Origin of the sequence: Terriglobus roseus, assembly GCF_900102185.1 — a bacterium.
Classification (GTDB): Bacteria; Acidobacteriota; Terriglobia; order Terriglobales; family Acidobacteriaceae; genus Terriglobus; species Terriglobus roseus_A.
In genome coordinates, this window is sequence record NZ_LT629690.1 from 3899193 (window position 1) to 3918896 (window position 19704).

The window sequence follows — 19704 nt, forward strand, 5'->3', positions numbered from 1 at the left end:
CGAACGCAGCGGCATTTTTCTTTTCCGGGTACCAGCACACATCTGTAATGCAAAAGAGATGCGGAGAGCCGAAGCTCTCCGCATCTCCTCAGCCCCTCCGGGGTGATAGTTAGAAGTTCAGCTTGAGCTTGAACTCCGTGGTGCGGGCAGCGCCCACGTTGTAGGTTCCCGAACCGCGCTGGATACGATTTGCATTCAGCGTGGCGTAGTTGTTCGGTCCGGTCAGGTAACCAGTGGTGGTGTTCACGGCGCCAGCAGAGGTCTGGTTAAGCAGTACGCCGCTCATAGCCGTGCTGCTGAAGTTCGCGAAGTTACCCAGGTTATAGAAGTCGATTTCCGGCTCCAGCGAGATTCCTTCACGAAGCTTCGCGAGGCGAATCGGGTAGGAGAAGCTGGCGTCCAGAGAACGGGTGGTCGGTTGAGGCAGGGCAACCGTAGATGCTGCTGCCGCAAGGGGCTGGATGGTGGCGCCCATACGCGTGAGCTGTGCCTGGGTCAGGATGCCTGCGTTCACAAGAGCCTTACCAGCAGGGGTCAGCGTTCCAGCGTAGGTGCTGTTGAAGTTGTTGACGTAACCTGCAAGGCCCTTCGGTCCGATGCGGCGCATGTAGTCGCCCGGCAGAGTTCCTGGAGCCAGGTCGGCGATGCTGCCGTCACCCGTGAGATCCGTGGTGAAGATACCACCAGTGGAATCCGACGAGTCAAGCGACAGGGTCGTGGGAGCAGCCGAGTAGAAGTGGCCGATCAGACCGATACGCGGACCATACTTCAGCGTCATCGAACCACCAAAGTTGATCTGGTGCTTGCGATCGAGGCTGTTGCGACCCATGTACTGGTTCGGGTTGTCATAGTCCCACGAGCCGGCCGCAAAGAACTGGTCAGAGTTCGTGGCGCCACCGTAGGAGCTAACGATGCGGGACAGGTTGTACGAGATCTGGAGGTTCGACGACATGATGCCCGGCAGGGGATGCTGAGCTACCTGGCGGAAGACCACCTGCAGAGCGTCATACCCAGAGCGACCAATCGGCACGAGGAAGTTACCGTTGCCAAGCAGAGGATTTGCACCAGCGAAGGCTGCACCCGTGTTGGGGGTCTTACCAGCAGCCGCAGCAGCGTAGCCGCTGAGGTACTGCGAACCGGAATCCAGACCGTTGCCGGCAAAGTCATCCAGCGTTGCACCGTTTGCGATTGCGCAGTCTGCCTGAGCAGCCGTGGTAGCCGCAGCAGCGCAAGCCGTGTAGCTGGCAGCAGTCGCAGCAATTGCGTTTCTCGCAGCGGTTGCATTCAGGTAACGTGCCGCACCGATGTGGTTCTGGTCGACCCACTGGGCGATCTTGATGGTCGAGTTGTGGATGTAATCCGCACTCAGAACACCACCCTTGACGATTTCACGCTGGACACCAGCGTTCCACTGCTGTGAGTACGGGCTGCGGAAAGCCGTGCCGTAAGGACCACCAGTGGTTCCCGAACCACCATTGGCGGTCAGAGTTTCACCCAGGTAGGTGCTATTGGTCGAAGTGGAGTTCTGCTTTGTGCTTGCCTGGTACGCCGCCTGCAGGGCCTGGATATTCGGTGCCGCAGTGGCCAAAGGCTGGTTGCACAGGTTTGTGATGGAAACACCGTTGATCGAACTCACCGTTGATCCGTCAGGAAACTGCACCGAGCTCCCACCGTAGTACGGGCAGATGGAGGCAGTGTTGTTGAATGCACCTGTCTTGATCAGTGTCGTACGAGCGTTCGTGGTGTTGTTCATCACGTCGCCCTCGTAGAACAGGCCATAGCCAACGCGGAGGACCGTCTTCTTATCAGGAAGCTGGTACACCATGCTGATCTGCGGAGCAAAGTTCCCGTAGGGCTGGTGTGTGTTCTTCGCCGTCCAGCTCGAGTTCCAGAGCTGCGGCAGAGGAGTGTTTCCAGCAAGACCGCTGCACGGGTTCAAAGCACCTGAGAATGTGCTGGTATCCACGTCCGCGCAGGTGGGAAGAGTCAGATCCTGGTTCGCACGCTGCGTATCCAGAGTCCAACGAACACCCGCGTTCAGCGTGAAGTTCGGAGTCACCTTCCAGCTGTCCTGGACGTAAGCGCCGTTACGCCAATCGAATACACCACCGCCAGGCAGACCGAATCCGCCCTTCTCAGTGAAGTAGCCCTGGCCGTTACCCAGAACGATGCCCGATGCGGAGTAACCGTGCAATGGATCGCTGGGGCAAGCAGCTGCGCCAGCAACGCCATTGCAGTTCGCCAGCAGGCTGGACGAAGCAATACGGACACGCGGGCTGAGACCAAAGAATGATGCGAAACCACCACCGAGAATACGGTTCAGGCTGTAGCCGTAACGGATGTTGTGCGAACTCTTCGTCCACGATCCGTCATAACGCAACTGCTTGTCTGACTGGAACGTGCCCTGCGGAGCAAGGTAGTTCGGGCCAGAGTACAGATGCTGTGTCGAATAGTAGAAAGACAGTCCGGGGATACCGTTGTAGAGAGACGGGTTGGTGCTCGAGTCCGAGATCAGGTTGTGGAACTTCTCATACGATCCACGGAACGAGTGGGTGAACTTACCGCCACCGCTGGTGAAATCAGCACCGGCTGCAAGACCGGGCGTGTTATCGCGGTTTGCATACAGCCAGTAGCCATCACCGTAGTTGGAAGCCACTGAGTTCACGTTGTAGTTCGCGCGGACGAAGAAATGAGCGCCCCAAGGTCCGTTGTAGTCCAAACGAACTGTGGAGTAGGTCTCGCGATAGGGCGTTGGGATGGTCGGATGCGTTGCAGAGATTGCGGTAAACAACGTTCCTAGCGAAGCTACTGCCGAAGAGTCCTGCTTGATGCGCTCTGCGTTCGCAAAGAAGAACAGCTTGTCCTTGATGATCGGTCCGCCGATGCTGCCACCGAACTGGTTGCGCTGGAACGGAGCGTCAAAGCCGTTCTGTGCGCGTGCAAACAATGCGCGATGATCCTGGAACTGATAGAACGCCTGACCGTGGAACTGGTTGGTACCGCTGTTGGTCGAAACCAGCACCTGGCCGGTCGAAGTCAATTCACCCGATACGTCCTGCGTGGAACGGTTCAACTGGAACTCGTTGATCGCACCAGCGGACACGTTGAAGATCGTGGTGCCCACGGTCTCGTCCGTAATGTCCTGTCCATCCAGAAGGATACGAGTGGTACGACCGGAAACACCGCCAACCGAAATAGCCGAGTAGCCAGCCTTGGTGGGGTCAAACGATTCGCCCGACTGCAGGATGACGCCCGGTTCGATCTGCGCGAGGTCAAGGAAGTTACGGCCGTTGATCGGCAGCGTATCAATCTGCTGCTTGGTGATTACGTCCGACACGCCACCCTGATCGGTGTTGATCTGAACTTCACCAGCGCTGACGCTGATTTCCGTCGAAGACTGTCCAATGTTCAGCTTGTAGTTTCCGTTCGTGGCTGTACCGGTGCGCACAACCGTCTGAACGGTCGTCGTCTCAAAACCGGGAGCCGTCACGGTCAGAGCGTACTTACCAGGGTTCAGCGGTCCGATCTGGTAGAAACCAGACTTATCGGTCGTCAGGTCGCGCTTGAAGCCGGTTTCAGTGTTCGAAATGGAGATTGTTGCGCCGCCAACCACCGCACCCGAAGGATCAGTGATTGTGCCGCTGATAGCGCCGCCGTTAACAGAAACAGCCTGCGCGAATACAGATGGAGATAGGATCACCGGCGCACCGGCGAGAGTGACCGCTGCCAAGGCTAAACGGACAAATTGTTTCGTCATTAATGCGTATCCTCAAGAGAGAGCTGTCATGAGCAGGATTCGGCTTTTTGGGGGCCAGCATCCAAGTGGGGGAACAGTCTTCCGGTGTGCTGTATTGCAAGAGAAGTACCAATATGTAAGAACACGGGGATATGGCGAGTTATGACGTGTTATGACAGCTGTAACGTCAAAATTGCCACCTGATATATCTGCTTTTTCATAGAAACTTCTCGCAAATTACATAGAATTCAAATCTTCAAAATCGCGCGATAGAAAGGTGCCGAAATGGCGATTCAAGTGACGTTGCTTTCTGTGCGTCCTGGAGCCGCGCACCATCCCTCCCTTGAAGCTGTTGCGCAAGACTATTTACAACGCTGCGGCAAGACACTGCCATCAACAGCGCGTGTTTTTCGTACTGAAAAAATGTTGATGGAATTTATCAACGATGAAAAACGCGCTGGTGCTGCGCTGTTCTGGATTGCTGATCTTGGCGGCAAATCATTGGATTCTATTGCCTTCGCAGAACGCATTCGCGAAGCGCGCGACAACGGTATTCGCAGATTAATGTTAGCCATTGGCCCTGCTGATGGTTGGTCAGATGAAGCTCGAAAATCAGCAGATCTTCGGATCTCATTGGGTGCAATGACTTTGCCGCATGAACTGGCATGGCTCGTGTTGTCAGAACAGATTTATCGCGCGTCGACAATCCTGCAGGGACATCCGTATCACCTGGGCCACTAAGGACATACTGAATTTCATGACAGACGCAGGCACACAACGACAGGGACTGCTGATCATTCACACAGGCGCGGGCAAAGGCAAAACAACTGCCGCGTTGGGCACTGCGATGCGCGCTGCTGGCAATGGCATGCGCGTGCTGGTGCTGCAGTTTCTAAAGGGCTCGTGGCATTACGGCGAACTTGATGCTGCTGAGCGTTTTAATGGCGATCTTGTGATTCGGCAGATGGGCCGCGGCTTTGTCAAAGTTGGTGGTGCGGAAACTGACCCCGAAGATCTGCGCCTGGTGCAAGAGGCATGGCAGGACGCAGTTCGCGAAATACAGTCGGGCGAGTGGGATCTGATTGTGCTCGACGAGATCAACTATGCGATTGGATACGAGATGCTCGACGCAAAGGCCGTGGCTGACGCACTAAAGGAAAGGCCACAGATGCTGCATGTGATCTTGACTGGACGCAACGCACATCCGCTGCTTGTCGAACTTGCAGACACAGTGACAGAGATGCGCGAAGTGAAGCATGCCTACACACGCGGCATTCTGGCGCAGCGTGGTATTGAATTCTGATAGATACAGTTGCCCTTACTGTCTTCGGAACAGTACAGTCTCCGGTATGCGTTCCAGATTTCTGACTGCCTTTGCCCTCGCGGCGCTTGCCGCTGTGCCTTCTTACGCTGCCGGACCAGCGAAAAAAACCTCAACCCAAACGAACACCGCTGCACTTGCTGCGCATGTGCATGCCGACATGGATTTCCTGGCCAGCGACACGCTGCATGGACGCGGCAGCCTGACGCGTGATGAACATCTCGCTGCACAATACTGCGCGACCGTTTTTGAGGGACTTGGTTTGGAGCCTGCTGGTGACAACGGCAGCTTCCTGCAGAAGATCCCAGTCGATCTAACCTCGCGCATGAATGACCGTATGAAGCAGCGGTTGGCCACATTTGAAGACACGCCGCGCACCGAAACATGGAACGCCATTGCGATGCTGCCCGGCAGCGATCCGAAGCTGAAGAGTGAAGTGATTCTGCTGACCGCGCATCTTGACCATCTTGGCATGTTGAAAGAGCCGAAGAACGGCGACGCAATCTACAACGGCGCAGACGACGATGCCAGCGGCACTACCGCCGTGCTGAATCTTGCGCGCGTTCTTGCGGCAGGCAAAGCACCGAAGCGCACCATTGTGTTCGCTCTCTTTGGCAGCGAAGAGATGGGTGGCTATGGCGCGCGCGGTTTCCTTGCGCATCCGCCGGTGCCGTTGGAATCGCTGGTGGCCAACCTGGAGTTTGAGATGATTGGTCGCCCTGATGCCGCGGTGAAGGAAGGCACGCTGTGGCTCACCGGATACGAGCGCAGCAACCTGGGGCCTGAACTGGCGAAGCACGGCGCAAACATCGTGGCTGATCCGCACCCCAAGGAACAGTTCTTCATGCGCAGCGACAACATTGCGCTGGCTCGCCAGGGCATCATTGCGCAGACCGTTTCGTCCTTTGGACTGCACACGGATTACCACCAGGTCTCTGACGAGCTGAAGACCATCGACTTTACACACATGACCGCCGCGATTGCATCCATGGAAGGCCCTGTGCGCTGGCTGGCGGACACCAACTGGAAGCCGACCTGGAACCCCGGCGGTAAGCCCGATGCAAACACGGCTCGTCGTCCACCGGCACCGGCACAGTGAGGGATTCAACACATCTCATCCGAAACGGCGCAGCTTTCGCTGCGCCGTTTCAATAGTGCCTGACGCCGCTGAGGTGATGGAGTCCACGACGCAGCGCTACGCCTAAGACCGCTATAGCTGAAGGGTTAAACTTGCAGAATATGACCGCGCCAGCAATGCATATGCCAACAGAGAGTTCCTCGTTTGGACGCAAGCTGTTCGCCTTGTACATTTTCATCTCTGTTATCCTTCCCGGCGGAAGCATTCTCGGTATCAATGTAAAGATTCTGACGTTTGTCCCGCTCACCCTCTACGGCATACAGCTTCTGTCAAGACAGAGGGAAGCAATATCGCAGGTCTTCTTTGCCTTAATGGTTGCCGCTGTTGCATCGTTTTGGCTGATCCCCTCGCTAATGAATCCGTTCTATGACATTTGGGGGTTTCCGCAGTACAAGGATGTGCTGACCACATTGCTGGGCTGTTTACTCGTTCGCCTATTCACGCTAGACATGGTGAGTCGGGAAAAATTCATCCGTCTTTGCATCTATGCCGTTGCGTTCGGCAGCTTTCTCAAAGTGCTGCTCTTCCTCTATTCCATCAAGAGTGGCGTATCCATCTCCGACGTTATTCAGCGCGTTTCACATGTCACGGGTGTCGTCTTGATGTCTGTAGACATTGACGGGGCTGGAATACGCATCCAATTTCCCTCTGACAATGTGATTCCTATCTGTGTATTTGCAATCACTGCTCTGAGGAAACGCCTGAGGATTGGCGCCTTAAGCTCGTTTCTGATTGTCGCCCTCTTTGTAACGTCATCACTGTTCACGTTCTCCCGCTTCATTTGGGTGAGCACGCTGTTTGCGTTCTTTCTAGGCATGTTGCTAGCGGAAAAGGACCGGATGCGGTGGGTGTACTTGGGCGTCGCTGGAGCCGTTACGCTTTATTTCATATCCATGATCACGGACCTCATCGAACTCCGCTTTGCCTCATCTCTCGCTACTGCGTCGGATCAGGTACGAGCTTGGCAGATTGCCAAATTGAAGGAATTCTTCTGGCAGGCACCGCTGTTCGGCCACGGGATGGGCAGCTACCCGATTCACTTCAAGCGAAGTGAGGAAGTCTTCTATGCCTACGAAGTTCAGGTGCTTGCGCTGTTCGGCGAATTTGGCCTCGTCGGCATGGGTCTCTTTGTTCTATTGATGGTCAACTATTACAGGAAGGCATTCAGTTTCTCAGCGGGCACGTCAAAGTATCAGTTCGCCATCTTCTTGCTGCTTCTCAACTACCTGGCAGCCGGATTCTTCAATCCTTGCCTGCTGGTATCGTTTTCTGCCGTGAGCTATGGCCTAATATTCGCCCTTGCTGGCATGCATAGGACAGAGGGAAGCTCATCCTCAAAAGCTACCTTCGCTGAACCGTTAGGGAGAGGGTTTCCGGATCAGACCGTGTATGCACGATGACGTATCGCGATCTATCATTTTCGGTTTTCAATCTTTCAAGCTGCAGGCGAGTTTTATGATCGCCGTTACAGGGCGGACCACACTGCAGAGAGAACAGAGCATACTTTGACACACAATGCGGTTCTCTAACCCAAAGCCTGCTCAACAGCAAAACAACAGTCAACAGGAAAATGGCGCGGCTTCGGCTGCGCCGTTTTCTTTTGCCTATTGGGCAGCCAATTATTTGGTAACAAAACGAACTATTCTTCAATCTCCGGTGGTATATCTTGCAGTACCGCTGTTAAATCCGTCTTTGCGTGAGGGGTGAATCCCTTGTTGCAGCTTCCAGTCCGAGTGCGTCTGAAGCGAATCGCCGCCGTTGGCTGCGGTGCGGTGACTGTTGCCGTGATCTCTCTTGGCACGATGGGCCAATACGGTGGCGCGCCGGCGTGGTGGGAAGCTGGCAGTAATGAACGTATGCCCTTCTCGTCGGTCTTTAAGGACAGCAGCGGCGACCTGCTCATCTACAACACCGCAGGCGACCTCACCTCCGGTCAGCATCCTTTCTTCCGTCCGCTGGGCACCAATGGTCGCGGATGCATCACGTGCCATCAGCTTTCGAACGGCATGAGCGTGACACCGGAGAAGCTGCAGGAGCGCTGGCTACAAACCACAGGACACGATGCGGTCTTCGCTGCTGTGGATGGATCAAACTGCCCTGACCTGCCGCAGAATGATCGCGCATCACATTCGTTGCTGCTTGAGAAAGGTCTCTTCCGCATTCAGCAGCAGTGGCCCACCGAGGGCGTGACGCCTGAGTTCCGCATCGAAGTCATGCGCGACCCCACGGGCTGCAACAGCGGCAAAACATATGGACTGCATGCTGTGAGTCCTTCCGTGTCGGTATATCGGCGCCCACGCATGGCGGCGAACCTGCGTTATCTGGAAGCTGCCGACGCGTTCACTGCAGACAGCCGCGCCACCACGCTGGAAGCGCAGGCGCAGGATGCCTTTCACAAACACATGCAGGGCAACGGCAACATCTCTGCCGACGACATGCAGAGCATCGTTGCTTTTGAACGGCAGATCTTCGTTTCGCAAGGGCACGATGACACCGGCGGCGACATCTCCAGCTTTGGCGCACCCGCGCTGCTGGGCTCGTGGAATCTGGCACGCGCAGCCGCTTTGCCGAGTGGCAACGGCATGACGCTTGCCAATTGGGCGGGGACTTCGAACGCGCCCGAAAATGAGTTCCGTCGTTCCGTGGAGCGCGGCAGTGTTGTCTTCTCGTCACGCACCTTTGCAATTACGCAGACTGCGAATCTGAAGACCGGTAAAACCACGCAAGGAACCTGCACTACCTGCCATAGTGAACGCCGCACAGGCGCAGCCACCACGCAGGCATGGATGGACATTGGCACCTCGTCGTTGCCATGGGCTGGCGACCAGAAAGATCTGCCGCTATTCAAGATCACGTGCGACGCAAAGGCGACGCCGCATCCTTACCTTGGCCGCGTGATCTACACGAACGATCCCGGACGCGCGCTGATTACAGGCAAATGTGCTGATGTGGGTTCGCTGGTGATGCAGCAGCTTCGCGCATTGCCTGCACGTGCGCCGTACTTCACCGCGGGCTCTGCGAAAAACCTGCGCGCCGTTGTGGACTTCTACGATCGCCGGTATCAAGCGCGTTACACCGAACGTGAGAAGCAGGACCTGGTGAACTTCCTCAGCGTGCTTTAGCTATTTGCTTGATAGGCTCCGCAAACGCTCGCATGCCTCATCCAGATCGGCATCGCGTTTGCCAAAGCAGAAGCGTAATAGATTCTCGCCACCACCTTTGCGAAAGAACGCGGAACCAGCCACGGCCGCAACACCCGTGCGCGCCAGCAGATCACGCGCTTTCTCCGCGGCTGTAGCGCCATGCAGCGGTGTTGCATCGGCAACGATGTAATACGCGCCATCCGGTATGTGCGGCGTAAGACCTGCATCCTGCAACGCAGCGACTGTCTGCGCGCGTTTGCGATCGTGCTCCGCCGCAAGTTCCGTGTAGAACGATGGTGGCAACAATTCAAGCCCTGCCGCGCAACCATGTTGAAATGGCGCAGGCGCGCAGATGTATACCGTGTCGGCGAAGAAGCCAATTGCAGGTATCCACTTTGCATCGGCAATCAGATAGCCCACACGCCATCCCGTGACGCTGTACGTCTTTGAAAAACCAGAGATGGTGACGGTGCGTTCCTTCATCCCCGGAAGCGTTGCGATGCTGATGTGCGTGTGGCCAGGATAGATGAAGTGCTCGTAGATCTCATCCGAGAGAATAAACAGATCCTGCTCAATGGCGATGGCTGCGACCGCCTGCAGTTCTTCTCGCGTGAAGACCTTACCGCAGGGATTCGATGGTGTGTTCAGAACAATCGCTCGCGTCTTCGGCGTGATCACTGCGCGCAATGCATCCACATCCAGCGCCCACGTGCCATACTCCAGCGGCGCAATCACCGGCTCAAGCCCAAGGCCACGCAGAGTGTAGATGTGATAGCCGTACATCGGCTCAAACAGGATGACTTCGTCACCGGGATCAAGCAGTCCGCGTGCCGCGCAATAGAACGCACCGGTAGCGCCGCTGGTGATGAGCACCTCATGTTCGGGATCGACAGGCACGCCGTTGCGCCGCGACCAGTCGGCCGCCACCGCATCACGCAGACGCGCAATACCATCTAGCCGCGTGTAGATGTTGAAGCCCGCATCCATTGCGGCCTTCGCGCCTTCCATCACAACCGCGGGAACATCCGTGTCACAGATGCCCTGCGACATGTTGATGCCGCCCACCTGTTCGCACAACACGCTCATGGCGCGGATTTCGCTCTGCACAGTGATGGGCGCCGTTGCGCTGGTTCGCAGCTTACTCATGCAGCCAATCTTAGCGTTTCGGCGGACGTAGTTACAGTGCTGCGGCCATCCTCCGCAGCACTTTCTGCGCGGACGCCGCATGCCAGCCGAGTTGCCGGTTCGTTTCCTCGTGGAGAGCCTGCCATAGAGGCTGGGCCTTCACCAACTTTTTGCGACCAGCCGCTGTCAGAGAGTAGTCCATCTGCCGCGTATCTTCGGCCGAGCCCTTGGACACAACAAGGCCGGCCTCGATCATGCCACGGAGATTGCGCGATAGGGTGGTCTTATCTACAGCGAGTTTCTGGGCCAACACTCGCCCACTGCAATGCTGCATGGCATGCAATACGCTGAGCGTTTCAAACTGTGCCGACGTCAGTTCCGCCGACGCCAGTGCGGCGTCATACTTCGCAGTGAGCAGTCGAGAAACGCGGCGCGCTTCCGCGCAATAACAAAACACCGTTTCACTTCTCCTTAGGAAGAAGGTAATTCAACGGGCTCAGCGGACCCACCGGGATCAGATCAAATGTCATCATGCCGGCCACTCCCAGCGGTAGCTTCTCCAACAGCTCATGCGCTTCGTCGGGAGTGGACACGTTCATCAGGAACACCACGCCTGGCTTGTCCTTGCGCACGTACCACTGGTCAATCTTGCCACCAAGGTACAGCCGCACCGTGGCAGAAACTTCCTGCGGCATGATGCTTACGCGGTTCGCACCAGTCCCGACAGCAGTCACACTGCCAATCGCAATGACTTTCGTCGTGGGCACGGTTGGAAGCGATGAGGGGCTGGCTGGCGCCTGCGCAGATGCAAGTCCACCCAGAACAAAAAGAAATCCGAAAACACTCTTGAGCAGCCGCATACACACCTCTCCGTTGATTCGCTGAATATGGTTGTATATACAACCATATTCAGCGTCAAGAAATTTCAAACGACAAGATCAACTAAGAGGAGATGACGGTTCCCTGATGAAAGACGACCTGCCAGCCCTGTTCGGAGCGTCGCCAGACCGTGGAACGCCATGTAACGCGTTCCAGCTGTTGAAGCTGATAGGTCAGCAGGAACGTGTCCGCGGCAAGACGCCGCACCTGATGATGTGAAGTAATCCAACCCGCGGCCTCTGCATCCACCGGAGGCGTTGATGCCAGATGCTTCAGGATGAAGGCGCGATCGTAACGCGCACCGGAGGCACCGATCTCCCAGTAGTCATCCACCATGCGGTGCGCAAAATCATCCATCGTCGTACCGAATGCTTGCGTATGAAAGATGGGTTCCAGTGCGCGCAGTTCTTCCAGAACAGAGGCAGTATCCAGATGATCTTCCATCGCTCCTACTCGAACTCGAGCATCACCTGGTCGATGTAGCACCAGCCCCAATCTTCGCCGGGCTCAATGGACTGGATGATGGGATGGTTCGTTGCATGAAAATGCTTGGTGGCGTGCTTGTGCAATGACTGATCGCAGCAACCCACATGCCCGCATGTAAGGCAAAGGCGCAGATGCACCCAAGTGCTGCCAATCTTCAGGCATTCCTCACAACCGTTCGTGTTGGGCGAAACATCGTTGATCTGATCCGTGTGCGTGCAATGCGCCATAGCAACTCCCCTGCGCCCACAGTATCACCGCAACGTGCCCGCTTCAGCGCAGCTGACACAGAGAACGACGAAGCGGGCGGAAATTCCGCGCAATCGATTCCCCTTGCATTCGCTTTCTTCGCAAACCCATAATGTGCGCGACCCGATTTCTCCCTATAACGAGGCGCGGAATGAAGAAGATCATCCTTTGTGCAGACGGAACATGGAACAGCCCGCCGGGGGTAACGGATGACGGTGGCGGCACCAACGTTTGGAAAATTTACTGCGCCATGCCGGATACCGATACGCAGTTGAAGTTCTATGACAGTGGTGTGGGCACGAAGGGCAATCCGGTGGACCACCTGACTGGCGGCGCAATGGGGCAGGGACTGTTTGAAAAGGTGCAGGACTGCTACTCGTTCCTGTCGCATGTCTACGATCCGGGTGACAGCATCTATTTGTTCGGCTTTAGTCGCGGAGCCTATACAGCACGCAGCGTGGGCGGGATGATTGCTGCATTCGGAGTTCCGACAAAGAACCTGTCAAACGCAACCACTGCCGAGATCTTCGCCGCCTATCGTGAAAGCGATAAGGACAAACGCGCCGCCTTGAAGACTCAACTCAAGCAGTCCTACGATCTGCAGGATGTGCACATTGCCATGATCGGCGTATGGGATACCGTTGGCGCACTGGGGATTCCCGGTGGCATGTTCCATTTTCTAAATGACAAGGAATACGGCTTCCTGGACACCACACTGAGCGATTGTGTGGACCGCGCCTTCCATGCTGTCAGCATTGATGAACGGCGGGCAGCCTTCCAACCGACACTATGGACTGCGAAAGACGGAAGCTACCTTGAAAATGATGGCCGCGTAGAGCAGGTGTGGTTCGCTGGCGTTCACTGCGATGTAGGTGGCAGCTATGCCGATTCACACCTTGCGGACATCACGCTGGGATGGATGATGCACAAGGCGAAGGAGTGTGGTGTTGAATTTCTGCCAGATGCGGAAGCCAAGTACATGCAGGATCTTCAGCCAACCTCAGCAGAGGGTGCAGCCCATGACGAATGGAGTCTGCTGAAGTGGGGCATTGCCAAGCATCGTACTGTACCCGATCAGGCGCACCTGGCCAGCAGTGTCTTTGACCGATGCGCGGCAGCCGCGCTGACTCCGGGTTATCAGCCTGAAAATCTCACGTGGGATCCCCAGCAAAAGACGAAACCGCATCCGTATCCACGCACAGAGGTTCTGCCTTATTCACAGCCAGTGTGGCCAGCGAAGTCATAAGCACTATTGGCGCAACTGAACCAGCGTTGCGCCCTGGCCACCTTCGTTATACGGCGGCTCTTCAATGCTGACGACGTGCGGATGTTTGCGGAGATAATCACGCAGGCTGCGGCGGAGGATTCCCATGCCTGTGCCATGCACGACGCGCACCGTTGGACGGCCCGCGAGAAACGCCTGATCGAGGAAGCGTTCCACTTCGTCACGAGCTTCATCTGCAGTGCGACCGATAACGTTGATCTCACCAGGCACCATATCCGGTTCGCGTGCCACCACTTTGATGCCACGCTTTTGCGCATGCTGAAGGGGTGATTGTCGCGGCGCGGGAACCGTGACATGCGCAATGTCATCCTTCGGCACGCGCATCTTCATTGGGCCAACGGACACTTCATACGTGCGATCGTCGATGATGCGTTCCACCTTCGCATCGCGCCGCATCGACTTCAGCCGCACCATGTCGCCTGCGCTCACGGCATTCACTACATGCGGCTGCGCTGCGGGGTCTTTCTTATCCGCACCCGAGACGTGCGCCACAACCGTTTGATTGAAGCTCTCCTGGAACTCACGCTTCAGGCGGGCAACACGTCGATCGGCCTCAGCGTTGGCCTTAACCTTCGCGCCCTTGTCCTCAATGGACTTCACGCTCTCGCGCATCTGGTACTCAAACTCTTTCATCAACGATGCGAGTTTGCTTTCCAGTTCGCGTGCGCGCTTGTGTTGCTCGTTCTTGCCTTCAGCTTCCAGGCGACGCTTTTCGCGCTCCACTTCCATCTCGCGCAGACGCAAGTCATTGCGCTCTTTCGCAACAGCCGTGAGCTGCGTATGGAGTTCATCGAGAAAGCGTGCGATGTCCGCGGACTGTGTCGTCACCGAAGCGCGTGCAGCCTTGATGATGGATGCTTCCAGCCCAAGACGTTCTGCAATATTGATGCCGCTCGACGCACCCGGCACACCCATGCGCAACTCGTAGGTCGGCGCCAGCGTGCGTTCATCAAAGCCAACTGCAGCATTCACTACACCTGCGTGTTTGGCCGCATAAATTTTCAGCGACGTGAGGTGCGTTGTGATGATGCTCCACGCACCCAGCGTTAAGAAACGTTCGCTGATGGCAACAGCGAGCGCCGCGCCCTCTTCGGGGTCAGTTGCAGAACCGAGCTCATCCAGCAACACCAATGCCCGGTTGTCCGCTTCGCGTGCGATCTCGTTCACATGCGAGATGTGCGCGGAGAACGTAGACAGATTGCGCTCAATCGACTGCGCATCACCGATGTCCGCGTAAACACCGGAGAAAATAGGCAGCCGCGCGGTGGAAGCAGGCACGGGCAATCCTGCTTGCGCCATCAACGCCAGCAGACCTACCGTCTTGAGCGCAACCGTCTTACCGCCTGTGTTTGGACCGCTGATGATGAGCTGCTTCGCCACACCTGGAAGGCTCAGCGTTAAGGGCACAATCTTCGCGCGTTCCTCGCGCATGCGTAGTTGCAACAGCGGATGACGCCCCGACTCAAGGCTAAGCGCAGCGTCATCGCCATGCGGCCTACCGTCAGTAAATACTGGACGAACGCAATCCAACTCCTGCGCAAATTTCGCATAGGCAAAGTGTGCTTCCATCTCTGCAAGCACTTCTGTACTACGCGCAATGGAACCCGCCTGCTCGCCCACGGCTTGCGTCATGGCAACGAGGATGCGATGAATCTCCTGTTGCTCTTCATCCAGCAGGCGCACCAGTTCGTTGTTCTGCTCGATGGTTTCCATCGGCTCCACGAACACGGTCTGCCCAGACGAAGACGAGCCATGAATGACGCCGGGCACGCGACGGCGAAACTCCGTCTTTACCGGAATAACAAAACGCTCACCACGAATGGTGATCAGGTCTTCCTGCGCTCCGCCCTCTGCACTCACCGCGCGCAACTGCCGACGCAGGCTTTCTTCAATCGCCTTATGCTGCCGCTCCATCGCCTTGCGAATACGCGCGAGCTCTGGCGATGCTGAATCGGCAAGCGAACCATCGGACTCGATCTTGCCGCTGATCAATTGAAGCAACCGATAAAAGTTCGTCTGCACCACGGGCTGCGAGATTGCAGTCACAGTTGGCCAGCGATCACGAATCTCATCCGGCGGCTCGGTGATCAAACTACGCCAGTCAGCGATGTGCTCTGCCAGCTCTGCAATCCGACGTAGCTCAAGCGGCTCCAACGATGCGTTGGGAATGCGCGCTTTGTCCAGCAGCACGTTGGCATCGAAGAGACCGTGAAAGCTGAACTCGCCTCCCGCAATCAGAAAGAGACGTATCTCTTGAGTTACGGTTTGTGCGCGTTCGATTGCCTGCAGTTCGCGTGTAGGCTCTAAAGCCAGCACACGTGCACGTCCCAAAGAAGACTGTGTTCGGGTTGCGAGATGCTCCCGAAGGCGCGGCCATTCCAGCGCGGCGGGGCTTGTCTGACGCATCAAAATAGGTTCTGCCACATGTCCATTGTATTTCGCCTACCGAAATATGGAGGCGTTGAAAGCCCGTGGATATGGGAGTTATGGGCTTCTCTCACAATCAGTAAAAATCTATGAAATTCAGGATAGTTATCGATAACTATTTTTCAGTTAAAAGCGTTTTGAGCGCTTGACTATTGATAATTCAGCCGCGTAGAACGCGTAGGGCTTAAGTTCGCCAGGGATATGTGTTGCGAACCAGCTCTTCTGTTTCATTTGGAGGCACTATGTACCAAAGACACCACCTTGTGAGATCGCTCCTTGTGACCTCACTGGCGATTCCGCTCGCTATCAGCGCCGTTGCGCAGTCCGATAGCTCCGCGGTATCGGGAACCGTCACCGATCCAACCGGCGCCGTCCTGCCCAATGCGAAGGTCACCCTCCGCAACCAGGGTACGGGCACTGAAAACACCGTTACCAGCAACGAAAGTGGTCAGTACACCATTCCTAACGTCCGCCCCGGCACCTACACCGTAACGGTGGAAGCCAGCGGATTCCAGACATTCAAGACCAGCGGCGTACAGGTCGATCCGTCGATCGCCAAGCGCGTGGACGCCGCGATGAAGGTCGGCGACACCAGCAGCAGCGTTGTTGTAGAAGCCAACACCAACACCGTGCAGACCGAATCGGCAGTTCTGGGACAGCTCGTTACCCAGGAGCAGGTGAAGAACATTCAGCTCAACGGCCGTAACCCGATGTACCTGGCACAGATGGAGCCCGGCGTCGTGCGTAACTCGCCGATGGCAAACTTCAACTTCGGCTTGGACAACGGCATCAACATCGGCGGCGCACGTAGCCAGGAGAGCTTGTTGACCCTGGACGGCGCTCCGATGGTGCGTACCCGTTCCAACGGTACGTCAATCGGCGTGGCAGACGTGGATTCCACCAGCCAGGTGCAGGTGCTCACGGGCAGCTACCAGGCAGAATACGGCCGTTCTGACGGTGGTCAGATCCGCATGGTTCCCAAGAGCGGAACCTCAGACTTCCACGGATCGGCATACGAGTATTTGCGTAACAACTTCTTCAACGCCAATACCTGGTCCCGTAAGCTACCTTCCAACCCGGATGCAACGCGTCTCCATCCGCAGGCATTCCGCTACAACCAGTTTGGTTGGAACCTGAATGGTCCTGTTTATATTCCTGGACACTGGAACAAGGACAAGTCAAGGCTCTTCTTCCTCTTCGGCCAGGAGTGGGTGAAGTACATGGTCGGCGCAACACAGACCAACACTGTGCCGTCAATCGCCATGAAGGGCGGCGACTTCAGTGAACTGCTGGGTGCCAATGCCAAACAGTACGGTTATAACCCCGGAACGGTGATTAACCAGCCGGGTACCAACACGCCGTACGCGAACAACATGATTCCAGCAAACCAGCTCAGCGCAAACGGCGTTGGCCTGCTGACTGCATTCCCGTCGCCGAATACGGCAACGGCGAACTACAACTGGATTGCCACCGCGGCCGCTCCGCAAACCCAGCGCAAAGATACATTGGTCGTCGATTGGGTCCCGTCAGACGCACACCGTGTCCGTCTGACCATCCTCAATTACACGTTCCACATGACGTCCCCCTTTAACGGCAACTTCAATAAGCTGCCGCAGAAGTGGAGCCGTCCGAACCAGATTGCCGTTCTGCACTACTCCTGGAACATCAACCCGACCATGGTGAATGAAGCTATCGCTTCGGCCTCGGGCGAACACGTAACCATCGGCGTGGATACCTCCAGCGGTCTGTATGACCGTACCAAGTACGGCATCAACTATCCCTTCCTCTTCTCGGCTTCCACGAAGGATCTGCCGCTGAAGTACCCCACCATCCAGCTTCCGGGCGCAATCACTCTGCTGGACGGCACACCCTATCCGTCGAAGTCCGGCGGTGTCATCTGGACCTTTGCAGACAACCTGACCAAGGTGTGGGGTAACCACACGGCGAAGTTTGGTGTCTCTGCTGAGTACGCAGGTGAAAACAATAAGGATCAGATCACCGTATCCAACACACCCGGCTCCACCAACAACCAGAACGGTAAGTTCGTATTTACGGACGCCCGCGCTGGTGGTAGCGGAAACGGTATTGCCAACGCTGCCCTGGGCTTGTTCGACACCTACGGTGAAATCGGCCAGCGCTCTTACACGCTGTACCGTGCATGGTCATATGATGCTTTCGCGCAGGATAGCTGGCACGTATCACCGAACCTGGTGATCGAAGCCGGTATGCGTTGGAGCTACTACAACCCGTACTTCGCGAAGTGGGGCAACCAGTCCGTATTCAGCCAGAAGGATTACAACTCCGGCAATGCGGCCGTTGTAAGCCCGACGAACGGTACGGTATCGGGTACGCAGCAGCAGTTGCTGAACGGTGTTGTAATTCCGGGCAGCGGCTTCCCCTCTAGCGCACAGGGCCACGTGAGCGCGGACATTCTGGCGAACGGATACTCCTTCCTGTTCCGCGGATATGACCGTCAGTACTCGCCCACCATCAAGACGAACTTCCAGCCGCGTGTCGGTATCACTTACCAGGTAAAGCCTGGCACGGTGGTCCGTGCAGGTGGCGGACGTTATGTCCAGCGCCTCGGCATCACGGACAACGTCTTCACGGGTGGCAACACGCCGTTCCAGCCTTCTGCTTCGGTCTCGCAGGGCAGCGTGGACAATCCTGCGGGCCAGGGTGGCACGGCCAACTTCCCGCTGCTGTATTCCTCGCAGGCATATAACTATCCCAGCCCTGAATCCTGGAACTGGAACGGAACGGTCGAACAGGAGATGAAGGGCCTGGGCGTCCTGACTGTTTCTTACGCAGGTCGCAGGGGTGTACATCTGGAAGAGCTGCTGAACATCAACCAGCTTCAGCCCGGAACGCTCTATCAGGCGCAGAACCGCGCTGTGAAGTACGCAGATACACTGCGTCCTTACCAGGGCTTCTATGCCATCAATCAGGCAACGAACGGTGGTGGCTCCATCTACCACGCACTGCAGGTCAACCTCCGTCGCCGTATGACAAAGGGTCTGCTGTTCGGTGTTGCCTATACCTGGTCGAAGGCAGAGGACTATGGCTCCGCTAATAGCTTCAAACTGCCGAACACCTATGACATCAAACCGAACTGGGGCCTCAGCGATTACGATGCCCGTCACGTATTCCTCGCAAACTTCGTCTATAACATCGACCAGTTCAACCACTCGTCGCACTGGGCAAACCGCGCAGTCCTGGGTCACTGGCAGTTCTCCGGAACTCTCCAGGCTCAGACTGGTCAGCCGCAGCGCGTAACTACCAGCTCGGACATCGCGGGCGTCGGACAGGGATCGGGAAGTCAGTACGTCCCCTTCACGAAGCCTATCCGGACGAGCAAGGCGTTCGCAGGCCAGACGGGCACCGCAACGTGGTTTGACACAACGGCATTCGCAACGAACTCAGGTTCGGCTGTGAGCTGCCCGGTAGCAAACCAGATCGCAGGATCCACCGGCGCCGTCACTGTGGCGACTGGACAATCGACGAACCTGTTGACCTGCACCCTGTTCCCATACGCAGGTCACATCCTGGGTCGTGGCGCACGTAGCGCGATCACAGGTACGGGCTTCCAGAGCTACAGCGCAGCTTTGAACAAGAGCTGGGTTCTGGTTCCGGGTCACGAGAACACGGCACTCACCTTCCGTGCTGAAGCGTTCAACCTGCTCAACCACCCAACCCCGGATAACCCGAACCTGACCTACGGATCGGCCAACTTCGGACGCAGCACCACAAAGGGCGGTACCTACGGCGCTGATCGTCAGTTCCAGTTCAGCCTGCGTGCATCGTTCTAACTCAACCTAACAAGCAACACTCTCGGGCCCCGCTTCGGCGGGGCCCGATTTCTTTGTCCATCTGTTCCTGCGGGTAATGTAGACAAACTGTGGACTGGCTGAAGTCCTT

The 19704-nt window shown here is 56.6% G+C and carries 14 protein-coding genes; 7 read left to right on the forward strand and 7 right to left on the reverse strand.

From position 1 onward, the window contains the following. Positions 1-109 precede the first annotated feature (109 nt). Entirely contained in the window at positions 110-3757 is a 3648-nt protein-coding gene (locus BLT38_RS16310) for a TonB-dependent receptor (protein WP_083346141.1), read from the reverse strand. 264 nt (positions 3758-4021) lie between these two features. Here BLT38_RS16310 and BLT38_RS16315 point away from each other — a divergent pair, with 264 nt between their 5' ends. The 5 genes from BLT38_RS16315 (at position 4022) to BLT38_RS16335 (ending at position 9317) form a co-directional block, all read left to right on the forward strand. After that, a complete protein-coding gene (locus BLT38_RS16315) occupies positions 4022-4477 on the forward strand; it encodes a 23S rRNA (pseudouridine(1915)-N(3))-methyltransferase RlmH (RefSeq protein ID WP_083346142.1) in 456 nt (151 codons plus the stop codon). 16 nt (positions 4478-4493) lie between these two features. Next, positions 4494-5039, forward strand: a complete 546-nt coding sequence (cobO, locus tag BLT38_RS16320) for a cob(I)yrinic acid a,c-diamide adenosyltransferase (RefSeq protein WP_083346143.1) — start codon at positions 4494-4496, stop codon at positions 5037-5039. Positions 5040-5085: 46 nt separating this feature from the next. Next, positions 5086-6156 (forward strand): M20/M25/M40 family metallo-hydrolase, encoded by a 1071-nt coding sequence (locus BLT38_RS16325; RefSeq protein ID WP_231966568.1) that lies wholly within the window; start codon positions 5086-5088, stop codon positions 6154-6156. A 140-nt stretch (positions 6157-6296) separates the two neighbouring features. Continuing rightward, positions 6297-7595: an O-antigen ligase family protein gene (locus BLT38_RS16330; RefSeq protein ID WP_083346144.1), complete on the forward strand. Its 1299-nt coding sequence runs from the start codon at positions 6297-6299 to the stop codon at positions 7593-7595. Between the two features lie 312 nt (positions 7596-7907). Beyond that, complete coding sequence (locus tag BLT38_RS16335; RefSeq protein ID WP_083346145.1) at positions 7908-9317, forward strand: hypothetical protein; 1410 nt, start codon at positions 7908-7910, stop codon at positions 9315-9317. Here the strand turns inward: BLT38_RS16335 and BLT38_RS16340 are convergent, their stop codons facing one another. From BLT38_RS16340 to BLT38_RS16360, 5 genes are all read right to left on the reverse strand, one after another. Next, positions 9318-10484 (reverse strand): pyridoxal phosphate-dependent aminotransferase, encoded by a 1167-nt coding sequence (locus BLT38_RS16340; protein ID WP_083346146.1) that lies wholly within the window; start codon positions 10482-10484, stop codon positions 9318-9320. 31 nt (positions 10485-10515) lie between these two features. Continuing rightward, positions 10516-10920 carry a MarR family winged helix-turn-helix transcriptional regulator gene (locus BLT38_RS16345; RefSeq protein ID WP_083346147.1) on the reverse strand — a complete coding sequence of 135 codons (405 nt, stop codon included), beginning with the start codon at positions 10918-10920 and terminating at the stop codon, positions 10516-10518. Between the two features lie 4 nt (positions 10921-10924). After that, the gene (locus BLT38_RS16350) at positions 10925-11323 is read right to left on the reverse strand and encodes a hypothetical protein (protein ID WP_083346148.1); all 399 of its coding nucleotides are present in this window, start codon (positions 11321-11323) and stop codon (positions 10925-10927) included. 82 nt (positions 11324-11405) lie between these two features. After that, positions 11406-11786 carry a DUF4440 domain-containing protein gene (locus BLT38_RS16355; RefSeq protein ID WP_083346149.1) on the reverse strand — a complete coding sequence of 127 codons (381 nt, stop codon included), beginning with the start codon at positions 11784-11786 and terminating at the stop codon, positions 11406-11408. Between the two features lie 5 nt (positions 11787-11791). Beyond that, positions 11792-12055, reverse strand: a complete 264-nt coding sequence (locus tag BLT38_RS16360; RefSeq protein ID WP_083346150.1) for a ubiquitin carboxyl-terminal hydrolase 14 — start codon at positions 12053-12055, stop codon at positions 11792-11794. A gap of 170 nt (positions 12056-12225) precedes the next feature. On the opposite strand from BLT38_RS16360, the gene BLT38_RS16365 reads away from it, so the two are divergent. After that, positions 12226-13320 (forward strand): DUF2235 domain-containing protein, encoded by a 1095-nt coding sequence (locus tag BLT38_RS16365; protein WP_083346151.1) that lies wholly within the window; start codon positions 12226-12228, stop codon positions 13318-13320. A 3-nt stretch (positions 13321-13323) separates the two neighbouring features. Here the strand turns inward: BLT38_RS16365 and BLT38_RS16370 are convergent, their stop codons facing one another. Beyond that, complete coding sequence (locus BLT38_RS16370) at positions 13324-15765, reverse strand: endonuclease MutS2 (RefSeq protein ID WP_083346152.1); 2442 nt, start codon at positions 15763-15765, stop codon at positions 13324-13326. Positions 15766-16049: 284 nt separating this feature from the next. Here BLT38_RS16370 and BLT38_RS16375 point away from each other — a divergent pair, with 284 nt between their 5' ends. Then, positions 16050-19595 (forward strand): TonB-dependent receptor, encoded by a 3546-nt coding sequence (locus BLT38_RS16375; RefSeq protein ID WP_231966569.1) that lies wholly within the window; start codon positions 16050-16052, stop codon positions 19593-19595. Positions 19596-19704: the final 109 nt, after the last annotated feature.

Bases quoted from the DNA above. Each gene is read 5' to 3' on its own strand.
- BLT38_RS16310 (WP_083346141.1), bottom strand. From the start codon at position 3,757: ATGACGAAACAATTTGTCCGTTTAGCCTTGGCAGCGGTCACTCTCGCC.
- BLT38_RS16315 (WP_083346142.1), top strand. From the start codon at position 4,022: ATGGCGATTCAAGTGACGTTGCTTTCTGTGCGTCCTGGAGCCGCGCAC.
- cobO (WP_083346143.1), top strand. From the start codon at position 4,494: ATGACAGACGCAGGCACACAACGACAGGGACTGCTGATCATTCACACA.
- BLT38_RS16325 (WP_231966568.1), top strand. From the start codon at position 5,086: ATGCGTTCCAGATTTCTGACTGCCTTTGCCCTCGCGGCGCTTGCCGCT.
- BLT38_RS16330 (WP_083346144.1), top strand. From the start codon at position 6,297: ATGACCGCGCCAGCAATGCATATGCCAACAGAGAGTTCCTCGTTTGGA.
- BLT38_RS16340 (WP_083346146.1), bottom strand. From the start codon at position 10,484: ATGAGTAAGCTGCGAACCAGCGCAACGGCGCCCATCACTGTGCAGAGC.
- BLT38_RS16350 (WP_083346148.1), bottom strand. From the start codon at position 11,323: ATGCGGCTGCTCAAGAGTGTTTTCGGATTTCTTTTTGTTCTGGGTGGA.
- BLT38_RS16355 (WP_083346149.1), bottom strand. From the start codon at position 11,786: ATGGAAGATCATCTGGATACTGCCTCTGTTCTGGAAGAACTGCGCGCA.
- BLT38_RS16360 (WP_083346150.1), bottom strand. From the start codon at position 12,055: ATGGCGCATTGCACGCACACGGATCAGATCAACGATGTTTCGCCCAAC.
- BLT38_RS16365 (WP_083346151.1), top strand. From the start codon at position 12,226: ATGAAGAAGATCATCCTTTGTGCAGACGGAACATGGAACAGCCCGCCG.
- BLT38_RS16370 (WP_083346152.1), bottom strand. From the start codon at position 15,765: ATGCGTCAGACAAGCCCCGCCGCGCTGGAATGGCCGCGCCTTCGGGAG.